At 53.7% G+C, this 21,007-nt stretch carries 19 protein-coding genes and 3 pseudogenes; 6 read left to right on the forward strand and 16 right to left on the reverse strand.

The window, feature by feature from the left end; translation table 11 throughout:
• Positions 1-185: 185 nt before the first annotated feature.
• Positions 186-602, reverse strand: a complete 417-nt coding sequence (tnpA, locus tag DBR02_RS25935; protein ID WP_107535737.1) for an IS200/IS605 family transposase — start codon at positions 600-602, stop codon at positions 186-188.
• Positions 603-649: 47 nt separating this feature from the next.
• On the opposite strand from tnpA, the gene DBR02_RS25940 reads away from it, so the two are divergent.
• Positions 650-1,837, forward strand: a complete 1,188-nt coding sequence (locus tag DBR02_RS25940; RefSeq protein WP_107535738.1) for an RNA-guided endonuclease InsQ/TnpB family protein — start codon at positions 650-652, stop codon at positions 1,835-1,837.
• A gap of 96 nt (positions 1,838-1,933) precedes the next feature.
• On the opposite strand, the pseudogene DBR02_RS27080 reads toward DBR02_RS25940, so the two are convergent.
• From DBR02_RS27080 to DBR02_RS25965, 5 genes and pseudogenes are all read right to left on the reverse strand, one after another.
• Positions 1,934-2,083 (reverse strand): annotated as a pseudogene (locus DBR02_RS27080) (theronine dehydrogenase); the annotation flags it as partial.
• Complete coding sequence (locus DBR02_RS25950) at positions 2,080-2,808, reverse strand: plasmid SOS inhibition protein A (protein WP_107535739.1); 729 nt, start codon at positions 2,806-2,808, stop codon at positions 2,080-2,082. The pseudogene DBR02_RS27080 and the gene DBR02_RS25950, both read right to left, overlap by 4 nt.
• The gene (psiB, locus tag DBR02_RS25955; protein ID WP_107535740.1) at positions 2,805-3,236 is read right to left on the reverse strand and encodes a conjugation system SOS inhibitor PsiB; all 432 of its coding nucleotides are present in this window, start codon (positions 3,234-3,236) and stop codon (positions 2,805-2,807) included. The genes DBR02_RS25950 and psiB overlap by 4 nt, the downstream gene beginning before the upstream one ends.
• Before the next feature lie 42 nt (positions 3,237-3,278).
• Positions 3,279-5,270, reverse strand: a complete 1,992-nt coding sequence (locus DBR02_RS25960) for a ParB/RepB/Spo0J family partition protein (RefSeq protein WP_107535741.1) — start codon at positions 5,268-5,270, stop codon at positions 3,279-3,281.
• Between the two features lie 73 nt (positions 5,271-5,343).
• Positions 5,344-5,571, reverse strand: a complete 228-nt coding sequence (locus DBR02_RS25965) for a DUF905 domain-containing protein (RefSeq protein ID WP_107535742.1) — start codon at positions 5,569-5,571, stop codon at positions 5,344-5,346.
• 353 nt (positions 5,572-5,924) lie between these two features.
• On the opposite strand from DBR02_RS25965, the gene DBR02_RS25975 reads away from it, so the two are divergent.
• A complete protein-coding gene (locus DBR02_RS25975; protein WP_157959565.1) occupies positions 5,925-6,128 on the forward strand; it encodes a hypothetical protein in 204 nt (67 codons plus the stop codon).
• A 1,473-nt stretch (positions 6,129-7,601) separates the two neighbouring features.
• Positions 7,602-7,805, forward strand: coding sequence for a hypothetical protein (locus DBR02_RS25990; RefSeq protein ID WP_369750628.1), 204 nt, complete (start codon positions 7,602-7,604; stop codon positions 7,803-7,805).
• 1,366 nt (positions 7,806-9,171) lie between these two features.
• On the opposite strand, the pseudogene DBR02_RS25995 reads toward DBR02_RS25990, so the two are convergent.
• A pseudogene (locus DBR02_RS25995) lies at positions 9,172-9,261 on the reverse strand (DUF905 family protein); the annotation flags it as partial.
• Between the two features lie 280 nt (positions 9,262-9,541).
• On the opposite strand from DBR02_RS25995, the gene DBR02_RS26005 reads away from it, so the two are divergent.
• Complete coding sequence (locus DBR02_RS26005; RefSeq protein WP_107535744.1) at positions 9,542-9,745, forward strand: hypothetical protein; 204 nt, start codon at positions 9,542-9,544, stop codon at positions 9,743-9,745.
• Between the two features lie 215 nt (positions 9,746-9,960).
• Here the strand turns inward: DBR02_RS26005 and DBR02_RS26010 are convergent.
• From DBR02_RS26010 to DBR02_RS26040, 7 genes and pseudogenes are all read right to left on the reverse strand, one after another.
• A pseudogene (locus DBR02_RS26010) lies at positions 9,961-10,219 on the reverse strand (DNA polymerase III subunit theta).
• A gap of 150 nt (positions 10,220-10,369) precedes the next feature.
• Positions 10,370-10,549: a hypothetical protein gene (locus tag DBR02_RS26015; protein WP_107535745.1), complete on the reverse strand. Its 180-nt coding sequence runs from the start codon at positions 10,547-10,549 to the stop codon at positions 10,370-10,372.
• Between the two features lie 42 nt (positions 10,550-10,591).
• Positions 10,592-11,098 (reverse strand): antirestriction protein ArdA, encoded by a 507-nt coding sequence (locus DBR02_RS26020; protein ID WP_107535746.1) that lies wholly within the window; start codon positions 11,096-11,098, stop codon positions 10,592-10,594.
• A gap of 687 nt (positions 11,099-11,785) precedes the next feature.
• A complete protein-coding gene (locus tag DBR02_RS26025; protein ID WP_107535747.1) occupies positions 11,786-12,292 on the reverse strand; it encodes a hypothetical protein in 507 nt (168 codons plus the stop codon).
• A 345-nt stretch (positions 12,293-12,637) separates the two neighbouring features.
• Positions 12,638-13,054, reverse strand: coding sequence for a DUF1380 family protein (locus DBR02_RS26030; protein ID WP_107535748.1), 417 nt, complete (start codon positions 13,052-13,054; stop codon positions 12,638-12,640).
• Between the two features lie 48 nt (positions 13,055-13,102).
• Positions 13,103-13,327: a hypothetical protein gene (locus DBR02_RS26035; protein WP_107535749.1), complete on the reverse strand. Its 225-nt coding sequence runs from the start codon at positions 13,325-13,327 to the stop codon at positions 13,103-13,105.
• Positions 13,324-14,004 carry a DNA methylase gene (locus DBR02_RS26040; RefSeq protein WP_107535750.1) on the reverse strand — a complete coding sequence of 227 codons (681 nt, stop codon included), beginning with the start codon at positions 14,002-14,004 and terminating at the stop codon, positions 13,324-13,326. The genes DBR02_RS26035 and DBR02_RS26040 overlap by 4 nt, the downstream gene beginning before the upstream one ends.
• A 445-nt stretch (positions 14,005-14,449) precedes the next feature.
• Here DBR02_RS26040 and umuD point away from each other — a divergent pair, with 445 nt between their 5' ends.
• Positions 14,450-14,872, forward strand: coding sequence for a translesion error-prone DNA polymerase V autoproteolytic subunit (gene umuD, locus DBR02_RS26045; protein ID WP_107535751.1), 423 nt, complete (start codon positions 14,450-14,452; stop codon positions 14,870-14,872).
• Positions 14,872-16,146, forward strand: a complete 1,275-nt coding sequence (locus DBR02_RS26050; RefSeq protein ID WP_107535752.1) for a Y-family DNA polymerase — start codon at positions 14,872-14,874, stop codon at positions 16,144-16,146. Before umuD ends, DBR02_RS26050 begins: the two co-directional genes overlap by 1 nt.
• A 1,466-nt stretch (positions 16,147-17,612) precedes the next feature.
• Here the strand turns inward: DBR02_RS26050 and DBR02_RS26060 are convergent.
• Together DBR02_RS26060 and sopA are read right to left on the reverse strand one after the other, a co-directional pair.
• Positions 17,613-18,578 (reverse strand): ParB/RepB/Spo0J family plasmid partition protein, encoded by a 966-nt coding sequence (locus DBR02_RS26060; RefSeq protein WP_107535754.1) that lies wholly within the window; start codon positions 18,576-18,578, stop codon positions 17,613-17,615.
• Positions 18,578-19,744, reverse strand: coding sequence for a plasmid-partitioning protein SopA (gene sopA, locus DBR02_RS26065; RefSeq protein ID WP_107535755.1), 1,167 nt, complete (start codon positions 19,742-19,744; stop codon positions 18,578-18,580). Before sopA ends, DBR02_RS26060 begins: the two co-directional genes overlap by 1 nt.
• Positions 19,745-21,007: the final 1,263 nt, after the last annotated feature.

A 21,007-nucleotide genomic window follows, 5' to 3' on the forward strand; every position in this document is an offset into this window, starting at 1 on the left:
TCCGCAGATCGCTCTTAGCAGTCCGTCATGCCAGCTGAAAAAAGGCTTAACACAGGATATTTCCCGTTTTCCAGGCGCCCCCCTGATCGAGGCTCCACACAAAAAATCCACCTAAAAACGAAAGGGTGCTCCCACCGAAGGAGGTGGGAGGGGAATTTCGATGACGCGCCAGCGTCAAAGATTTGTCAGCCTCGCTGGTGCTGGATGTACTTCTTCACGACTTCCAGAGGCGATCCTCCGCACGAGCCGACAAAATAGCTGCGTGACCACAGCACGGGCTTACTGTACGCCGCCCGCAAGTCCAGAAACTCATTCCGTAGCCGACGACTGGTGACGGCTTTCAGGCTGTTGACCAGCTTAGATAACTGCACCGTTGGGGGGTACTCGATCAGCATATGAACATGATCCGCTTCACCGTCGCATTCTTTAAGTTCCGCCCCGAAATCACCGCACACCTCTGATACATACTGATTCACTTTTTCGAGGTGAAATTCCTCGAAAACCTTTCTGCGATACTTCGTCACAAAAACGATGTGAACATGCAATAAATAGGCACTATGCCTGTTTCTTTTGATTTCCTGCATCGCTTGATTCCAGGCCATTTCTGTGGTTAATTTACACACCTTACTTCAATACATACTGAATTAAAATGCTTATCCTGAAGGCGTATAAATACAGACTGGAACCGACGGACGTACAGGCGCAACGACTGCGCCAGATGTGCGGCTGCGCTCGTTTCGTCTGGAATTATGGCCTGGCAGAAACGCAACGCATTCTTGATACTGGTCAGAAACTGCCGACATACGCTGAATTATGCAAAATGCTTACAGCGATGAAGGGGATGCCGGAAACCGCCTTTCTATCAGAAGGCTACACAGACAACCTGCAGCAGAAACTGAAAGACCTGCACGGGGCGTGGAAACGTTGCTTTGATAAGCGGCTGGCGGCTGAAAAACCGGTATTCAAGCGTAAGAGCAAAGGTAACGATTCGATCAGATTCGTCAACTTTGACAAATACTGCCAGCTCGACCGCAAGCGCGTTAAATTGCCGTCGGGGCTGGGCTGGGTGAAGTTCCGCCAGTCCCGCGCTGTTATCGGCAAAATCAAAAACGCAACGGTCAGCCAGCACGCCGGCAGCTGGTATATATCATTTCAGGTAGAAATTGAGGTCGCCCAGCCAGTACACCCGTCAACGTCTGCTATCGGGCTGGACGCGGGTATCAGTAAGCTGGCAACGTTGTCAGACGGTACTATCTTTGAGCCGGTAAACAGCTTTAAAAAGAATCAGGTGAAGCTGGCGCGGCTACAGCGCCAGCTATCCCGCATGGTGAAATTCAGCGCGAACTGGAAGAAACAGAAAGCGAAAATTTCCAGCTTACACTCGCATATCGCTAACATCCGCCGCGATTATCTTCACAAAGTCACAACAACAGTCAGCAAAAAACACGCGATGATCGTTATTGAGGACTTGAAGGTTTCCAACATGTCAAAATCGGCAGCGGGTACGGTAGACGAGCCGGGGCGCAACGTCGCGGCAAAATCTGGTCTTAACCGGGCGATACTTGATCAGGGCTGGTACGAAATGCGCCGCCAGCTCGAATATAAGCAGCTCTGGCACGGCGGAGAAGTGCTAGTCGTAACTCCTGCATACACTAGCCAAAAGTGCGCGTGTTGCAGCTATACAGCGAAGGAAAATCGTCAATCGCAGGCAGTATTTGTCTGCGTGGCGTGTGGTTACGAAGCGAACGCCGACATAAACGGCGCTCGTAATATTCTCGCGGCAGGACATGCCGTGTTGTCCGGGATGTATCCTGGACGCGCCCGTAAGGCGGCATAAGCCGTTAAGCGTGGAACCGGGCAATGCGGCAACGTGTTGCTACCTGAAAAGGAATCCCCCTCCTGATTCGCGAAGTGAGAAGGTGGGGGAGGATGTCAAGCATACAGCATATCCGGCGCCAGCCACCCACAGTGACACCACTGATTCGGGTTCTGGCATCCCTGCCTCCACCACTTCGGTAGCCAGCACTGGTTCACCGGGACAGGGACCGGGACGCTTCCAGCGCAAGGAGTAACGCCACTTCAAACGTGGCTCCGCGCGATCAGCTTGTTAGGGACCATCCAGCGCTCCAGCTGCCGCACGAGAGCGGGAGCCTCCTCCGTCAGCAGGCTGGCCTCGTACACCACGCTCCAGAGCGGTTCGCCGTGATACTCATCCTGGTCCAGTGCGGACAGGGACGGGAAACGCTCGCTCCAGCGCCAGAACATATCTTCAAGATCGAACTGGCGCAGTTCAGTCCCCGACCAGCGGGCGCACCAGGTGCTGACCGTCTCCGGCGTGTGGAAGGCCAGGTCGATTTCCGCCTGTCCCGCCAGCGCCTGGTACGCCCGTTCACGTACGCAGGAGTTCTTGCGGCGCTGGCGGGTGTATTTCTCAGCAAGCATCGCGTCCTGACGGCGCGCCCGTTCGGTGTGCCTGAAGCTTTCTTCCGGAAAGAGCCGCTCGCCTGCGTTGACGGGCAGCGGCAGCCAGCAGCAGACTCCACGGCTCTCTATCAGGGCATCGATGGCCCTCAGCCAGCTGTCCCTGCTTCCCCGCAGCTCCTGCGCACTTAGCACCGGCGCGAACAGGCGTATCTCTTTGAGCGTGACGCGTTTGCGTCCGGTCAGGCGGCGGAAAAAGGCGCTTGCATACGGGAACGCCGTGGACACCGCGCCGCGCGAGCGCCTGCGCTCAACCTCGGCAATGGCCTCCATCGCGGCGCGTCGCTCAGGACAGAAGGGTACCAGGGAAAGATGCGAAGGGATCATGCCGCACCCTCCGCTGCCAGAATGCTGATGATGCTTGCCAGAGAATAACCGTCCATATCGAGACGCGCCGTCAGGCTGAGGGTGTGGCTGACAAGCTCCGGCTGATAGCCTTTCAGGGTACGCACCACGGAGAACGGGCGACCGCTGGCGGGCACGAACACCACCATCCATACCGGACTGATGGCACCAGGGCTGCATACCGCTACGTGATAGCTGCCGTGCGGGGGCGTAAAGCGCACCTGCACGGGGAAAAAGCCGCCGAACTCGCTGCGGTACTCGCCGTTCATGCTCCAGTTGTCAGGGCAGCACAGGTCACGCATGACGGCGTGGGTCAGTTCGCGGCGGTAGTCCTCGCCGCTGTCGCGCCAGTCTTCGAACTCATCACAGGACATGGTTTTCAGAACGTCGGGGGTCAGAACAGTCTGCATGAGTATCTCCTTACTGCCGCCCCGCAGGGCGGCGCTCCGTTATCAGGCGGCCTGTGCCGTGTCAGTGGTGTCAGTATCAGAATCAGCGTCGGCTTCAGCGACTGGCTCCGGACCTTTCAGCCATGCCGGAACCCAGCGGGTATGCTGCATGAAGTGCTCCGCATGTGCTGCGGCGTCGCCCTTCTTCATCTTTTCCGCGTCTCCCGCAGCGCCCGTCAGTCCTGCATCGTTCAGGGCAGCCACAATCTGCGGGTGCTTCAGACCGGAGAAGTAGTTCTCCTTCGTCGGCTGCCACCAGTCGCGCAGGTGGAATCCGATTGCCGCTTCGACCGTATCGAGGGTGCTGCGAGAGGTGTGCCCCATATCGCGGGTCTGCACCCCGTCCACGGAACAGGCTGTACAGAAGGCCATGAGCGACATCAGCACCTCGCCGCTCAGGGCAAAGAAGGTCGTGAAGTCCTTCTCCCAGCCTTCCGGCAGCAGGGCTTTCAGGCGCGCTTTTTCGGTCATGAGCATCTCAAACGCTGCGCCGCTCTTTCCGGACGGGGCATTCTCCGTGAGGCTGCTGTGAGACACCGTCAGGCTGATGCGGAACGGATGCGTCGTGGTCAGACAGCCCGAAAAGACGCAGGTACACAGGCGCCAGACCATCAGCGCCACCGCTTTTTCAGGCTGCTGCATCAGCGCGGCCTGTACCGCCAGCGTACGCTCGGAGGACATTTTCGTGAGCAGCGGGAGGCTGATCCCCTCTGCGGCATCGGGCTGGCGCGAGGTGAACGGTACCGTGGCACCGCTGCTGCTTTCTTCGGTTTCTTCCGGCTCATCAGCTTTCAGGCGCACCCCGCGCTGCACGTACACCTGCCCTTCGTACAGGCTGACCACCACCCCCGCTCCAGCTTTCATTTCGTCAGTCCACGCGCTGACAGCGGCGGCCTGTTCGATCGCATCGATTTCGGCTTCCAGCACGTCCGTTTCGTCACAGCGGGAGTCGTAGCTGCTCCATTCTTCATGCAGCGCATCGAGGCGCTGCTGCTGTTCAGGGGTGTATACCGGTTCGGGTTCGTCGGGCTGAACGAACTCATTGCCGTCCTCGCCGTAGTACCAGATGCGGGCTGCGCGTCCGCGACTCCACGACCAGCCCTCCCGCTGCTGAATGTCCTGCGCGATGCGCTCCAGCTTTTCCTGCACCAGACGATCGACCAGTACGCTGTCAGCCGTGCCGTCGCCTTCTTCCTGACTGAACAGGTCCTCGCGAACACAGCCGCCCGCCGCCTCGTAGGCATCACGTCCGATGAACCGGAACCTGGCGCTGTCGGTGCTGATTTCAGTTTCGGTAATAGCGCGCTTAATCAGGTGTGCGGGTGCGCCTGACCAGCTGGCCTTCACGCTTTCGAACACTTCGACCTGACGGGCATGATCGTCCTCAAGACAGAGCGCCTGACACTGCTCGACCGTCAGTTCATCCTGCGCGAGCCTGTCCATCAGGGACGGGGCGAGGTTTGCCAGCTTCAGCATGCGCTGGACGTGGCGGGTGCTGAATCCGAGGGCGTCGCCAATCTGCGCTGGGGTTTTGCCCTGCTCTGCCAGCGTACGGAAACCTGCGATTTGCTCGGCGGGGTGCATGGCGGCGCGCTGCTCGTTCTCGGCAACGGAGGCGAGCACAGCAATATCGTCAGAGACGCGCCTGACCATCACGGCGTGGTCATCCGGCACACGCCCCTCCTGCGCCAGAAGATTCAGGGCCGTCAGACGGCGGCCACCTGCGGCCACGCCGAACTTCCCGTCTTCGAGGGTTTGCACAATCAGGTTCTGGAGCAGCCCGAGCGTCTCAATGGAGTCAGCCAGACCGCGAACGCTGTCCACGGAGTACGGGATGGTACGCACGTTAAGCGGGGATTTAACGAGATCGGACAGCGGAACATACTCGACTTCGGCGGCCTCAAGGGCAGCCTTCAGGGCAGCCTCCTGCGCCTTCGTGATTTTTCTGGTGCTCGCTTTTTTGGGTGCTTTTGCTTTAACATTCGCTACAGACATTGTTGATACCTCTCCGTGTTGATAATTGTCCGGCCCTGCGGAGTGGCAGCTCCGGCAGGGCACTACTTACTTACTACGGCTTACGGATGCCGTATTCCGCTATATAGCGGTTGAGCCAGTACGTGCCGCCCGGCTCGAAGTTCCACGTACGCCAGACCATTTCCCCGTCCTTACGGACAACCAGACGAAAATGCGAACCCTGATCGTCCTCGATCGCGACGTTGTCGTACTGCGACGCAACGGCCTCGGCCTGTTCGCGGGTAAAGGTGTCGTCGGGTAACACCGCCAGCGCCTCGCTCACTGAAAACCTCCTTCTGAACCTGTTTTGCCCTTAAACCCGTCACCCGTTGAGTTTCGGGAGCCGCGGTTTTGACGTTTTGCGGGGACCTGCTGAACCATCCCGGGGATAAAACACCTCACCCGTTTGAGAACCTTCGCCGCAGGTGCGTAAACGCCACCGGCCGAGGCAGATGTCCGAGGTGAGCGGGAAATTTTTTTCGGTCTAATGAAGCTCTGCGGAATGGCCGGGAAAAATTTATTGCGAAAGGCGCTGCCGTCCCTGGACAGCAACGAGGACTATGGTGTTATCAGCACCCGGAGGAGGAACTCAGGCGGGCGAGAGGAATCCCTGAGGATGAGCAGGGTCACGCCGCAATGACGGGAAGCCGCGCGCGGCGAAACGGCGTTGCGCCTTACATGGCATCGATGCCGTTGGTTTTAATCGATGCCATGCCGGAAGCGCAGGAGACGGTGCGACTGAGCGGCGCAGCCGAAACGGCTGCTGCAAGCGTTGGATTGCGTCATGGGATGGAAGCCCGGAGGGCAGAGACAGCCTGGCTGACTCTGTGCGAAGCATGACAGCCCGCCAGGACGCGCGCGAAAAAAAACCGGGCAAGCCCGGTAAATATGCACACTTACATTAATTTTTATACATCTACGTTCTCGGGGATAGGAGCTGTATCTTACACTAAAACCATACTTAAACTAAGGCATAATTGATTGTAAAATTCTGATTTTTCAATATCTTGAAGCCATCAATTATCATGTTCCCCTTAACGTTAGCTTAGTCTTTACGACTCAGGCCAGGATTGCCTGCATCGGTGTACACTCTCCTCAACTCCACGGTAAAAAAAAGCCAGGCAAGCCTGGCAACGTCAACGTAAGATCAATTTATGTAGTTATACAGGCCGCACCTGATTCAAAAAACATAACCGAAAAGCCCCGGATATCTGAGTCATTTTTGATACAACAATTCTGATTTTGTCTTTTTGACACTTTCGATTAACAGAATTCATTTATTTTGTAGTTAGCTATTTAGCACGAAGAAAGTACTCAGAGTGGCGCGAAGCGCGGCTCAAGTCCCTCCCCTCGCTGGCGGAAGCCTGCCAGTTTTTTACGCGTGATGACAGGTACCCTCCGGCCCGGACGCCTGCAATATACCTGACGTCTTCAGCTGTCCATTAATGCTGATGCATTTCACCAGCATTTACCGCAAGCCAAAAGGCAAGATGGCCGTAATCAACAGCAATCGCGACGACATCCCGGTGGGATCAGGTACACTTCCCTGACACAGCAATGCGATCCCCATTGTGATGAAGCCCAGCGTCAAGCCAGGGACAGCCTGGTGGTGCAAATTTCCGGATGACTAATCACAAGGCGCGCCTGACCCAATCGGCCATGCCCCCTCTTTTATTACCAATGTAGCTACTTATGCCCGATGCCAGTTCAGGCTTACTCTGTCGACACAGATTAACTATTGAACGCTTGAATATATCCTTATAGTTATGCATGTAACGAATTTCATCGAAGATGTGGAACGTCTGTTTAACTACTGAGTGAAAATATGGGTTTCATTCTGAAAATCAGAGATGAGTCGGCGGAAAGCACCGGCATCACAATGTAAAAATTCTCCGCGAACCTTAATGTTCCGAATAATCATATATACTTCACAATGCAACAATTTATGGGGTAAATTATGAAAGAAGGATACTATTGGATAAGACACAATGAGTGTGTGCAGATAGCCTACTACTCGCATGGTAAAACCGAAGATATGCTGACGGGAAAAATAATCCATGGGGTATGGCATTTGTTTCACGGCTTCGACATTTGCCATAACGGTGAAGCTATCGTTCTTACAGGTCCAATAGCTCCTCCATCCTGAGCAGGATTAATATCCTGCGCGTTCAGCTGCGTGATTCTATCCATCCAGCGGTTAACTGCTTCATTAAGACGATGTAGAGCACGTGACACTGCTAATCAAGGTAGGCTCCAACTGGCTGGATAAACGTCGCGCTCTGTTTAACCTGGCGAAATCAGTCATGGTGCGATTTGTATCTGAATATCAATAAGTTAGTCAGGCTGGCCACATCGGTTTTTTACACTATTGTCGCCACTTTTGGCCTGGGCCGTATTCGCGTCACCAGAAAGGCGAAAGCGAAAGCAGACCAGCAGCGTACCGAAGAGAAATCCGCTAACTCTGAAGCAGTAACGAAGCGCAGGGTTGAAGCAAATAAAGAGATCAGTATTGTATAATAGACTGTTAATCATATGCATGGCGACGATGTTGACCGCGAACTGCGTAACGAGTGGAAGCGTTCCGATGGTGGTAGATACCTCCTGCGATTGGGTGAGGCCAATCTACCTGACTGATCAAGACATTAACGTTCTGGACCGCCAGACTAAGAAAGACATACTGGTGCATAACAAAGTCTGAAAAGCAAATTGCGGGAAAAATTGAACCTCATCCCTGAGGTTCGGACACAGTCTCTCCTCTGGGCTTTAACCATAGCAAGTATTAAGGAGCCCGTTATACGAATGGACAATTCTTTAAGTGACGGATGATTAATTGGCAGGGAAAAGCTTGAACAAATCAGGGTGGCTCATCCTTGAGCACACGGGTAGTCCTGAACGACGACTTCACCTGACATAGCAAAGTCTATGTAAGAGTCTAGAAAATAATGAGTATTTATCAAGGCGGGAAAGTAAAAAAGTCCCTTCCGAAATGAAATCCTGCAATTCGGAAGGGAGACCAAAGGGGTCATCATTACAAGAGAATGTAAATGTAATCCATTTCTCAAAAGTAAAAAGGTGTATTAAATAAATAACTCAAAGGAACGAAAATCTACTTTCTTCTAATGCCTGATGGGTATACGGAATGAATGATTAGCGAAGAATTTTAACAATGCTCACAACTTTATTTTGTCTGTCAGCTACATTTTAATGGCACGAGTGATTCGATATCTCTGCCATACAGATGAATCCCCCTGAGCGGAGGGGCAACCAGTCACTGCTGGACGTAACGTTGCGGGTTTGCAAAGTGATGCAAGTCCACCGGGAGGCACCCGGCATCTGAATGCTTGACTAAAGGAATAGGGTACACGTCGAAATGAGTGCGAAGTAATACCTACTTACTGCTAGACCCAGCCAGTTCTGTCCGAGCTGGCTTTTTTTTGCAAAAAAAAGCCCTCTCAGAGAGGGCTACAGGAGTCTCAGTTTCGTTGCTCTTTTTATTGATGTTCCCCGGAGTTGGCATTCTCCGCATCAGAGTCATAGATAGCCTGGCAGATACTCTGTAATCAACAAGCGTAAGCGGCTTTGAATGAGAACTTCCTTAGATTAACCGTAAGCCGCAGAACGCACGAACTTCATTCACCGCAGGGCTTTAACGCTGTGGATGTCGCGCCGGCATAGCTGAGCGCGCGACATCCGTTTTGCATTACCCTCTTCCTTGCGGGGATCCAGCCCCGGGCCCGCATCAGCATCAGATGACATGCCGCAGTGCAGTAAAAAAGCAGACGCTGGCTGGACGGTTTGACGGCGAAAACTGAGCCAGAAAACGACGGGAAGACGGCAGGGAGTCCCTTCAGACAAAACTGCGACCGGGTGAGAGTTGCGAACACTGATCGTCCTCGATCGCCACGTTGACGTACTGCGCCGCAACGGCCTCCGCCTGTTCACGGGTAAAGGTGTCGTCGGGTAAAACCGCCACCGCCTCCCACCATCTGAACCCGTTTTGCCCTTAAACCCCGTCACCCGTTGTGTTTCGGGAGCCGCGGTTTTGACGTTTTGCGGGAACCAGCTGAACCATACCGGGGATGAGGCACTTAACCCGTTTGAGAACCTTAGCCGCAAGTGCGTGAACGCCACCGGTCAAGGCAGACGTCCTGGGTGACCGGGAAAAATTTATTGCGAAAGGCTTTACCGTCCCTGGACAGCAAGGAGGACAGTCATGTTATCAGCACCCTGAGGATGAGCAGGGTCACGCCGTAATGACGCTAAGCCGCGCGCGGCAAAACGGTGTTGCGCCTTACATGGCATCGATGCCGTTGGTTTTAATCGATGCCATGCCGGAAGCGCAGGAGACGGTGCGACTGAGCGGCGCAGCCGGAACGGCTGCTGCAAGCGTTGGATTGCGTCATGGGATGGAAGCCCGGAGGGCAGAGACAGCCTGGCTGGCTCTGTGCGGAGCATGACAGCCCGCCCGGACGCGCGCGAAAAAAAACCGGGCAAGCCCGGCAAACATGCAACTAGTTCAACAATTTTTATACATCACGGCTACAGATTGGGCTCCATAACTTCGCTCTCGGGGATATCAGCGTTATTTTACACTCAATCCATAAAGAGGCTAAGGGCTAATTACTGTTAAAAATCTGATTTTCATTGTGATTTTCTTACTTATCCTGACTGGTTACCTGGGCTTACTACTGGCTTCGGCCATCCCGATATACCTCGGATCGTTTGCGTTCAGCAGATGTGTACTGAGCATGCGGTAGTGCCTAACCCGTTCAATAAAATACTCCCGGAGATGCTCCGGCTGCTCTCTGGCCACGACCTCAGCGACGACCGGCAGGCAGGCGCTCTTTGTACGCGACGCCTGACGCCACCAGGTCCACGGCTACTTTGTCCTGATCTTCTTTTGAAAACTTTGCGATTTTAAAGTCGCTCATCCGACATCACCTCTTTGAAAAAGCTTCGAGCAAAGTATACACCGACGGAGGCGGAAGTTCGCGGCGCCGCAGGCGCTGCGTCCTCCGCCGGCAGGCCCGGCCTGCCAGGTTTTTCGCGCGGACTGACAGGCGGCTCTCACCGCCCGACGGTTAAGACTGCCTGATATACACGCCTGCAATGTATACCGCCTGCTGGCACCGTATAAACTCCACCATTTCCTCCACGACCCGGGCGGTGTCTATCTCCCGCAAACCGTTCTCCCTGCGCTGCGCGTTAATGGTTTTTTTGTACTGGCGCAACATGTCACGGATATGTGCATCAAGCTTCATCGTTTTTCTCCTGTCGGCAGGGGCCCCGCCCCTGCCCGTTAATCAGTTCTGGAACACGTAGCCGTCGACAAACACCAGGCCGCCGCTGAACAGATCGCGCGCATACGCCTCGTAGTCGAAATAGCAGCGCAAATCATCGGGTATGGCAGACAGCAAAGCGTGCTCAGTCACGTACTCGTATGCGTAGTCCTCCTCGCTCTGCGCCTCGCCCCGGTAGGCATCGTCAAAGGCGTCGTAATCGGACTCGCCCGTATACTCCGCCCAGGCAAAATACGCCGCGGCCCTGCCCTCTTCCTCCGTGCGCCTGTACCCCTCGACAAACGCCCATTCCACCGAGGATTCAGATGCAAACTGTGGCGGAATGCCCTCCCAGTCCTGAAACATCAGCTCCGGATCGTGCTCGTTTGCGTGCAGCTCATGGCAAGCACCGATAAAGTCCTCCTTTGAGTCGAACTCCGTCAGGTCGAACCATTTCCCGAAGATGCTGCCGCAGTTGTATTTGTGGTACGTGCCCACGTAAACAGCCGGTGTGGCGGTCGTAGTACTCATAAAAAATCCTCCATAGTCGATGTCGTCTGAGTTCCGGCTTACGCCGTGCCGACACGACAGCCCGACGAAAAGCGGAGAATGCAGGGGCGCCACCGGAGGCCGCAGCGCAGAAAAACAGCTGAGACGGTCTGAACGGTTATCGAGCGAATACTGAGCGAGAGAACGACGGGAAGAACGGCGACTGACATTAGAAAATGACTGCGACCGGGCGAGGATGGCGGCGCAGCGAACCCTTGCAGTCGCAGCGGTCGGGCTACAGTGGAGGCACGGCGTAAGCCGCAGGCCGCACGAACGTCATTCCCCGCGCGGCCGTAACGCCGTGGAGGTCGCGCCGGCATAGCGGAGCGCGCGACATCCGTTTTGCATTACCCTCTTCCATGCGGGGCTCCAGCCCCGCATCAGCGTCAGATATCAGGCCGCAGTGAGGAAAGTGCCCTCAGAAGTACCTGGACTTCCTCTCTCGCCTCACGAACCGCTATGCGCAGCCAGCTACGATCAAACCATCTGCGTACCGGCAGTTCGTCCTTTCGCCATGCATACCGGACGGTATGTTGCGCGAGCATCAGCCCGTGCGCCTCAATCTGGATCTGAATGGTGCGGTAGCTGATATTGCCGTCGAGGATAGCGAGCAGCAGCCTGTCGACGGCCTCGTTATCCCAGCTATCAGCATCGTCCTCCGGCTCAACCTCATCGACACGAAAAATTGCGGGTTTTCCGGTAAACGAGCAGAGGATTGCCGGAGGGGGAAAACGCCTCGAGTACGCGATATCCCGCAGCCGCGACGCAGCCGCAGACGTGGTTGATTTCAGCCCGCAGCGCCGTCAACAGCATCACGGCGTGGCGCTCGCTCAGCCCACTGTACTCCAGCGAGATCGTACCGCTGTGTGCATACTGGCGGCTCAGCGAGTTTGGATACAGACGCACGCTCAGGCTACTGCCCGCAATTTCACCAACGAGTTCGCGCATGTTCCGGTCGTCCATCAGGCCGCGCAGGGCAATTTCAGGGAGAAGGTGAACCAGCTGTGCTGACGTGAGCGAGCCGTAGAACGCCACGCCGTCGCCCTGCGAATAGCTGAGTCGGGTCTGGATATCCATCTCTGCTGGCCAGCCGCGCGCGATAAGGGTATTGCGGGTATGGCGGTGAATGAAATGGTATGCGGTATTTATGACGATCTCCTTTTTCAAATGCGGCATCCTTTGCGCCGTGCCGATACGACAGCCGTGCGCACGCGGCAGATACAAGAGCGTCACCGAGGCCGCAGCGCAGTGAAAAAGCAGGAGCAGGCTGGACGGTTTGACGGCGAAATCTGAGCCGGAAAACGACGGGAAGACGGCGGAGAATCCCTTCAGACAAAACTGCGACCGGGTGAGAGTGACGGCGCCAGCTTCCCTTGTATCTGACGCAGCACGGCCAGAGTGGAGGCACGGCGTTCCTGCCGCCGCGCAACGGCGCGGCCTGAGAAGCGGAGCAGGCGACATCCTTTTACTTTGCAGGGCCGGCAAGGCAGGACCAGGATTGCCCCCGGCCCTGTGGCTGCATCAGATTCGTTGCATCAGCACTCTGACGTCGTGCAGCGCCTGTTTAAGGGATTCTGGCGTCGGTCGGCCCGCCTCCCATGCCTGCCCGATTAGATTTTCCAGATCGCCCTCCTGTCGCCGCAGTACGCGCATGAGCAGCGCCGCGGGAACGCTCACCTCGCGTGACACGGCCTCACGGTGTCGTATCAGAAGGTCGCATACGCCAGAATTTGTGACGCCTTCCCTGCGATATACAGCCATATCGGTATTGCCGGTTGTTTCCATCAGCCCCTGAATCTCGGCAGGCTCCGGCTTTACGTCCAGTTCGCCGCAGGCGACATAAAAAGCTTCTTCGGTCCAGACCAGCAGTACCAACGGCTCGTCGGGGGTGAACATGTTTTCGAGCCGGGTGCAGAGTTCTTCGCGTGTTCCGTACATTTTTATTCTCCAGAGTCGTCTTCTGACGGGCGTTTCCGCCCGCCCGTGTCAGTCTTTAAAGCTGGCGTCCAGCTCCAGCGCCTGCCGGTATGCTTCAAGATAAAGCGCGTTGATGCGGAAAATTGTCTGGCGGGCCAGGCGCTCCGTCAGGTTCTCCGCGTCGTATCGATAGCGGGATTCCAGCGCATTGAGCGTGGCGCGTAGATCGCACATGCTGTTTGCCAGGGCGGCAACGTCGGCCCGCAGCGCTTCGTTTCCGGCGTAATTCGTCATGCCGCCTCCGGAAGCCAGTCACCGTTGGCTGCGGGCAGGCACAATGAACGCTTAACGGCGGCCAGCCGCTGAACGCCGGCCCGGTGATATCGTTCGAGCAGCTCAATACCGATGTACCGCCGCCCTGCCTGTAGTGCGGCCACACAGGTAGAGGCGCTGCCTGCAAAGGGGTCGAGAACAATGCCACCAGGGCGCGTGAAGGACTCGATGAGCGGCTGAAGGCTCGATACGGGCTTCTCCGTCGGGTGATGTTTGTTGCCGGTGTACTTCCAGTCCAGCACGTCGCGCAAAGGGGTTTCCGGCAGCGGCGGACGTCCTTTTGCCAGTATGTAGGCGCACTCGTGGCTGTATCCGACGTAGACGGATTTTGATGTGTAGGTCTTGGCGAAAACGAGGTGGCCCACAACGCTGAACCCTGCATTTTTCCAGGCCGCCATAAAGCGATCCACGCGGTTCCAGCCGTAAAAGCTGATCATCAGCGCGTCCTTTTTGAGCACGCGATACATCTCGTTGCAGGCCGGTTGCAGCCACTCGTCAGTTTTGTCGCCCGCAAGGGTTCGCCCGGAACGGTCGCGAAAGCCGACCAGATAGGGTGGGTCTGTAAGGATCAGATCGACGGCCTTGTCCGGGAAACCGGACATAACTTCAACACAATTGCCAAGGACGTATCGGGACATGCTGTTTCTCCTTTCTCAAATGCGGCGCCAGTTACGCCGTGCCGATACGACAGCCGGGCGAAAAGCGGAGAATGCAGGGGCGGTACCGCAAGCCGCAGCGCAGTGAAAAAGCAGACGCTGGCTGGACGGTTTGAAGGCGAAAATTGAGACGGAAAACGACGGGAAGACAGCGGGTAATACCTTTGAAGGAAACTGCGACCGGGTGAGGACACCGGCAGAGCGAACCCTTGCATACGAAGCGGCCCGGCTACAGTAGCGGCACGACGTCTTAAATGAATTGAGAAACAGTAATCTCACAAAGTTACTCACAGATTCTGTGGATAAACAGCATCTCTTTTCTGAACCAGAACAATGACCTGTACCAGGCAGTTGAAATTCAGCTTGCAGTACGGAAATTATCTTAAATAATACTGTATATAAATACAGTTATTATAAGAGGTATATCATGATCGTTTTTGTCTCTCCCGCTTCAGAGCCTTCACAGTATAAAGTCCCGCTGTTTACGGAAAGCTGTCCGGCTGGCTTTCCCTCGCCGGCAGCTGACTATACGGAAGACGAACTTGATCTGAATACTTACTGCATCAGCCGCCCCAGCGCGACCTACTTTGTCCGTGCTTTAGGCGATTCGATGAAGGATATGGGCCTGCACTCCGGTGATCTAATGGTGGTCGATAAGGCAGAAATACCTGTGCACGGAGATATTGTTATTGCGGAAACTGATGGCGAGTTCACAGTTAAGCGCCTGCAGCTGAAGCCGCGCATTGCCTTGCTTCCGATGAATCCCGCTTATCCCGTAATCTACCCTGATGAAATGCAGATATTCGGCGTCGTCACGGCGTTTATTCACAAAACCCGGAATGAAGGCTGATGTTTGCCCTTGCAGACGTGAATTCCTTTTACGCCAGCTACGAGAAGGTATTCAGGCCTGACCTGCGGGACAAGCCAGTGGTGGTACTAAGCAACAATGACGGCTGCGTTATAGCCCGCTCAAAGGAAGCAAAGCGCCTCGGCATTAAAATGGGGATTCCCTGGTTTCAGCTGAAGGCTATGCATTTTCCTGAGCCTGTGGTCACTTTTTCCAGCAACTACGAGCTTTATGCCTCCATGTCTAACAGGGTTATGTCTCACCTCCAGGAGCTGGCGCCACGCGTAGAGCAGTACAGTATCGACGAGATGTTTCTGGACATCCGCGGTATAGACAATTGCATCAATTATGAGGACTTCGGGCGGCAACTGCGTGCATGCGTGCGCTCCGGAACTGGGCTGACAATCGGGGTAGGGATGGGGCCGACCAAAACGCTCGCTAAAAGCGCGCAATGGGCGTCGAAAGAGTGGCCACAATTTGGCGGCGTGCTGGCTTTGACCACGGGCAATCCACGCCGAACAGAGAAATTGCTGTCGCTGCAGCCAGTGGAGGAAATCTGGGGAGTCGGACGCCGCATCGGCAAAATGCTGAATACATATGGGGTAAAAACCGCACTGCAGCTGGCGCGCATGAATCCAGCATTTGTACGCAAGAATTTTACCGTAGTGCTGGAGCGAACTGTTCGCGAACTGAATGGTGAGGCCTGTATATCTCTTGAAGAGGCACCGCCCGCGAAGCAGCAGATTGTCTGTAGTCGCTCATTCGGGGAGCGCATCAATACTTACGAATCCCTGCGACAGGCGATCTGTCAGTACGCCGAACGTGCGGCCGAAAAGCTTCGAGGAGAGAAACAATTTTGCCGACATATATCGGTCTTTATCAAAACCTCCCCTTTTGCTGTCAATGAAACGTATTACGGCAACATAGCGAGCGAAAAGCTGTTCCTTCCTACACAAGATACCCGTGACATCATAAGCGCCGCACTGAAAGCTCTGGACCGTATCTGGCTCGATGGTCATCGCTATGCAAAAGCCGGAGTGATGCTGAACGACTTTACACCGAGCGGCGTGTCTCAGCTCAATTTGTTCGACGAGGTGCAGCCCCGGAAGCATAGCGACGCTTTGATGAAAGTTCTGGACGGGATTAATCATTCAGGCAAGGGCAAAGTCTGGTTTGCCGGGCGAGGCATATCTCCTGAATGGCAGATGAAACGCGAGATGCTGTCTCCAGCCTATACCACACGCTGGGAAGATATTCCCATAGCGAGGATCAGTTGAAGAACCCCACCCTGATGGTCAAGATTTTTGAAAACAATATGATAATTATAATTTTGAGAAAACGAGTAGTGCTCGCCGTAGCCGAACGGCAGGATTAAGTCCATATGTGAGCGAGGAAGGACCTGGGAACAAAACGAACATAATATCCTGACGCACTATACACATGAATAAAGATGACATACTCAGAATTTAGATCGTGATAGAAATTGCGGAATAGAGTGGGACCGTGGTCCCAGTTCATTTCCGGGTGCAGTGCCGGGAGTCCGGGCCGGTTACCGGAGCAGTTCTGCCTCGCAGACAGGAGGTGGGACCGCGGTCCCAGTTCAAATTCGGGTGCAGTGCCGGGAGTCCGGGCCGGTTACCGGAGCAGTTCCGCCTCGCAGGCACGAGGTGGGACCGTGGTCCCAGTTATATCCCTGGTGCGGTGTCGGCAGTCCGGGCCGGATTACCGGAGCGGTTCTGCCTCGCAGACAGGAGGTGGGACCGCGGTCCCAGTTCAATTTCAGATGCAGTACCGGAAGTCCGGGACGGATTACCAGATAAGTTCCATCTCGAAGGCAGGAGGTGGGACCGTGCTCCCAGTTCATTTCCGGGTACAGTGCCGGGAGTCCGGGCCGGTTACCGGAGCAGTTCCTCCTCGCAGGCACGAGGTGAGACCGTAGTCCCAGTTCAATTTCGGGTGTAGTACCGGAAGTCCGGGCCGGTTACCGGAGCAGTTCCTCCTAGCAGGCACGAGGTGGGACCGTGGTCCCAGATCAATTTCGGGTGTAGTACCGGAAGTCCGGGCCGGTTACCGGAGCGGTTCTGCATTACAGACAGGAGGTGGGACCGTGGTCCCAGATCAATTTCAGGTGCAGTACCGGCAGTCCGCGCTGTTTATCGGAGCAGTTCCGCCTCGCAGGCACGAGATGGGACCGTGGTCCCAGTTCAATTTCGGGTGCGGTGCCGGCAGTCCGGGCCGGATTACCAGAGCGGTTCTGCATTACAGACAGGAGGTGGGACCGTGGTCCCAGATCAATTTCAGGTGCAGTACCGGCAGTCCGCGCTGTTTATCGGAGCAGTTCCGCCTCGCAGGCACGAGATGGGACCGTGGTCCCAGTTCAATTTCGGGTGCGGTGCCGGGAGTCCGGGCCGGATTACCGGAGCGGTTCTGCATCACAGACACGAGGTGGGACCGTGGTCCCAGTTCAATCCAGAGTGCGGCATGGCGTTCCGGGCCAGGTTACAGAATGATTTACGCCACGCAGAAGGGAGATGAAATGATAGCTCTTGACTGGAAAAAGTAACAGCAACTAGATCTTTAGATTGCGTTAACCCTGAGATAGAAAAATATAAATGCTCTTATCAATTACACAGGTGCTATGGCACAGAGAATGGCTGCTTCGGGCTCTATATACCGAAGCAGCATGTAAAATATTAAGGATATAGGAAATTAGCATCAAAGCTTTCTAGCTGAACCAAACAGACTAAACCTTTTGTAAGTCGCGCAGTATGCTTTCTATCTGCTTGATACACTCTTCAGGCAAGCGAGATTTATCGAGATTAAAAATCACCTTATCGCCTTTGTAAAGGGCAGTAGCACCAGGCACAAACTGATGACGGGTACTAAGATTAACTTTTTTACCTGATGGCTCTTTCAGTACAGCTGTCAGTAAGCTGATTACTTCCTCGGGTTCAAAGATGACACCAGCTGTCTTTTGCTCATGAAGCTGCTGTGCCTGTTGCAACAATAAATTTTCTTTTCCCGAAAAAGCTTTGTACAGCGCTTCACCGGAGCGTGCGGAAAGTTCACCTGGGTGAGTAAACAGGGCAACCACAGATTTTGGTAACTGGGCCGTGTTGATGCAACGCGTGATGATCTTACGGGAAATATTCTCCGCTTCAGCCAGCGCAGAGACATTTCCGTTGAAAACAGTTTCCAGCCTATATGCATAACGTTTTCCACGTTCATAAGCACTTACAGGGCGATAATCGTTACCCAGCCGGGATAAAGCCATCATCTGTTCGTCATCTAGATCCCCCACGAGAACACGATAATCTGATGATGTAAGGATAGCGGCTTTGCGACGACGACTACCATCAGCAATTTCAATGATGCCTTCCACCCGCCGACCAAATGCAGGGGTCTGCTGTCCACTTAGAAGAAAAGAGGGGATCAGATCATCCAGAGCATCCTCGGTCAGTAGCTCCTGATCACGTTCATTACCGGACCAGACACTCGATGCGGTTTCAACATTCTTACCCGGTATGGCTTCCAGTATAAATTTAACTTCTCGTCCACAAACCGGTAGCAGAATAGAATTTCCACGAGCCATAGCGCCCACCCGAGCAATTAATGAATCTACCATCGGTGCAGCAGGTGCCACTGACTGCTCAGTATCAGGACGGACTTCTTTTATAGGGTTTTTGGGAAGGACAGGCGCACGTTTCATTATCTGATCTCCCAGCGAGGTTTAATCAAGCGGTCAAAAACTTCATTACAAACAGGCTCCCAAATGGCCAGAGCATTTCGCCAAGCTCCGGTCGAAGAGCGCTGATCGATTGCTTGTTCAAATACCGTACGCATACGTATCTGACCTTTACCCACCTCGTCAGTCTCACGCACCACATTCTTAAGAACCATGCTTCCCCAGGCATCGCGTATCTGTTCTTCCATCCAGGGAGACTGGGAACCATTGTTATTACTATATTTCGTCAGCAGAATTCTGACGTCTGGCTCAAAACCTTGGAGGTCAACGTTTTTCAATAAATCCCGCAGCATATCGAAAAACTGCAAAGCAGACGTATAGTCATAAAGCTCAGCCGGAGTTGGAACGATCAATACATCCGCTGCACAAACGACATTTATAGTTCCAATACCGAGGTTAGGCGCGCTATCAATTACAATAACATCGTAATCATGAGCAACCGTCTCTATTGCCAGACGAAGCATCATATGCGGTTCTGTTGGCAACTTACCCTCATCGTAACGCCCCATTAGTTCTGTTTCGATTCTATGCAATGCCAAACAAGAAGGGATAATATCCAGGCCAGGCCAACATGTTGGCTTGATAGCGTATGAAGCATCATCACGCTCACCCAGGTAGAAGGGAAGCAAAGTATCTTCAGCGTGAATGTGTAAATCTGGTACCCAACCATGGTACATAGATGCTGTACCTTGAGGATCATTACCTTCTACAAGTAGAACGCGAAGTCCTTTCAACGCCAGATCCTGTGCAAGATGGACTGATACAGACGTCTTATAGACTCCCCCTTTATGTGCAGCCACTCCGATAACTGGCGGAAAGCTATCATCAGGGCGGCGCAGACGTGTGCCGAAAACATCACGCATGTGGTTGATCTGTTCAATGGTGTAGCCCACTCGTTGCTCTACTCGACCACGTTTCTCCATATCCGGATGGGGAAGGCGTCCTGCTTTTTCGGCATCGCGGATTGCCTGTGAAGACACCCCAATAAGATCGGCTGCTTCACCCACACGCCAGCGACGTGTGATTTTTCTTGCCTCAGGGCTGTCATCGTTAAACTGAGCAATGGCGATAGCTTTCGTCATTTCATGACCGGCAGAAATGCACTGATCAAGTGTATCCATTAATCCCATTGTATATTCCTTGTTCACAACTTTGCATGGTTATATTAAATCTTGGAAAAAAAAGCAAAGCAATACCAAATTTGCAAACCGATGAAAATTTAGCAAAGCATCTCAAAAAGTAAGGTCTTTAGCATGTATGTTTCAATGTAAATACACTAGTGTTCCTTACTCAAATTAAACTGATCGCCATTGTAAGTATGCAAACTTTATAGGTATGGACGAAAGCCTCCCCGTAGCGATGATCCTGTATGAAAAAAGCAAAGAAAATAGTGTATCTATAAGCGATAGGTCATAAACAGACTGGATAAATATCTTTGCAGCTATGCAAGTAAAAACTACAAAGATGTCTTCAAGAAGAAGGCATGAACAAGGCTAAGCATCTGGCGCCTAAGCCTTTGTACGCGAACTGGCACAGCGTGTGTTGCAATACGGAGATTCACTTATGGCCATGGCATAACACTTTAAGAGAAGGATATCGAGAAGAGCTCAGCTCGGTGAACCGACGTAGTATCGAAAAAGGTGAGCGAGAAGCAATCCTAAAATTGCACGAACCATCCTTTCCCGGCATTTACAGTCCGGCGATCAGCATGAACTGATGGAGCAGGGAGGCATCATATGCAGACTCTGCCTGCCATTCAAAGCGATTGAACAACTTCAACACCGCCGGCACATTCGCTGGTAGTAGTAGTGCATTTATCTATGAGCCGTCGTGATCAAAAGTGATAACGAGATTAGCAGTGCTCGCCGCAGCCATGTGACCGAGCAACGCGAGCGAGCAGGCGAGGAAGCGCAATATCACAGAAGCTGGAGGGAGCAGTTACGCTTTGGTATCACGATGAAAGGTGATCATTAGTTAAACTCTGAATTACGTTTATTTTTAGCACGTTATCCACATATACAGCCATTCGATCCAGCAACAAGATCCTTAAAACGATCCCAGTTAGATCCAAAGAAGATCCCGGAACCTCTGAAGGCCGCGTCAGTACTGAACCAGGAGCATGATCACATAAGCTGTAGCTTGTTAATCATAAGCTGTAACTGGTGAACAATAAGCTGTATTATGCAGAGGATATGCTGTGATGAGCCAATAGAATAAACTATAGTAAGTGTACTCTCTGAAATAACATCAAAGCTGTGTATAAACTGAAGCTAGTCGTGTCGCCCCTTATAGCTGTAACTTTGTGATAATGGCTGGTTTTATCCTTTATTTATCCACTGATCGGAGGCCCTCTGGAAAAGGATAATCTGGATGTAAAAAAGCTGTTTGAAGAG

Origin of the sequence: Enterobacter cloacae complex sp. (assembly GCF_900322725.1) — a bacterium.
Taxonomy (GTDB): domain Bacteria; phylum Pseudomonadota; class Gammaproteobacteria; order Enterobacterales; family Enterobacteriaceae; genus Enterobacter; species Enterobacter quasihormaechei.

Excerpts from the sequence above, each read along its gene's own strand:
- tnpA (WP_107535737.1), bottom strand. The coding sequence starts at position 602 with ATGGCCTGGAATCAAGCGATGCAGGAAATCAAAAGAAACAGGCATAGT.
- DBR02_RS25940 (WP_107535738.1), top strand. The coding sequence starts at position 650 with ATGCTTATCCTGAAGGCGTATAAATACAGACTGGAACCGACGGACGTA.
- DBR02_RS25950 (WP_107535739.1), bottom strand. The coding sequence starts at position 2,808 with ATGATCCCTTCGCATCTTTCCCTGGTACCCTTCTGTCCTGAGCGACGC.
- psiB (WP_107535740.1), bottom strand. The coding sequence starts at position 3,236 with ATGCAGACTGTTCTGACCCCCGACGTTCTGAAAACCATGTCCTGTGAT.
- DBR02_RS25960 (WP_107535741.1), bottom strand. The coding sequence starts at position 5,270 with ATGTCTGTAGCGAATGTTAAAGCAAAAGCACCCAAAAAAGCGAGCACC.
- DBR02_RS25975 (WP_157959565.1), top strand. The coding sequence starts at position 5,925 with ATGACGGGAAGCCGCGCGCGGCGAAACGGCGTTGCGCCTTACATGGCA.
- DBR02_RS26005 (WP_107535744.1), top strand. The coding sequence starts at position 9,542 with ATGACGCTAAGCCGCGCGCGGCAAAACGGTGTTGCGCCTTACATGGCA.
- DBR02_RS26015 (WP_107535745.1), bottom strand. The coding sequence starts at position 10,549 with ATGAAGCTTGATGCACATATCCGTGACATGTTGCGCCAGTACAAAAAA.
- DBR02_RS26020 (WP_107535746.1), bottom strand. The coding sequence starts at position 11,098 with ATGAGTACTACGACCGCCACACCGGCTGTTTACGTGGGCACGTACCAC.
- DBR02_RS26025 (WP_107535747.1), bottom strand. The coding sequence starts at position 12,292 with ATGCCGCATTTGAAAAAGGAGATCGTCATAAATACCGCATACCATTTC.
- DBR02_RS26030 (WP_107535748.1), bottom strand. The coding sequence starts at position 13,054 with ATGTACGGAACACGCGAAGAACTCTGCACCCGGCTCGAAAACATGTTC.
- DBR02_RS26035 (WP_107535749.1), bottom strand. The coding sequence starts at position 13,327 with ATGACGAATTACGCCGGAAACGAAGCGCTGCGGGCCGACGTTGCCGCC.
- DBR02_RS26040 (WP_107535750.1), bottom strand. The coding sequence starts at position 14,004 with ATGTCCCGATACGTCCTTGGCAATTGTGTTGAAGTTATGTCCGGTTTC.
- umuD (WP_107535751.1), top strand. The coding sequence starts at position 14,450 with ATGATCGTTTTTGTCTCTCCCGCTTCAGAGCCTTCACAGTATAAAGTC.
- DBR02_RS26050 (WP_107535752.1), top strand. The coding sequence starts at position 14,872 with ATGTTTGCCCTTGCAGACGTGAATTCCTTTTACGCCAGCTACGAGAAG.
- DBR02_RS26060 (WP_107535754.1), bottom strand. The coding sequence starts at position 18,578 with ATGAAACGTGCGCCTGTCCTTCCCAAAAACCCTATAAAAGAAGTCCGT.
- sopA (WP_107535755.1), bottom strand. The coding sequence starts at position 19,744 with ATGGGATTAATGGATACACTTGATCAGTGCATTTCTGCCGGTCATGAA.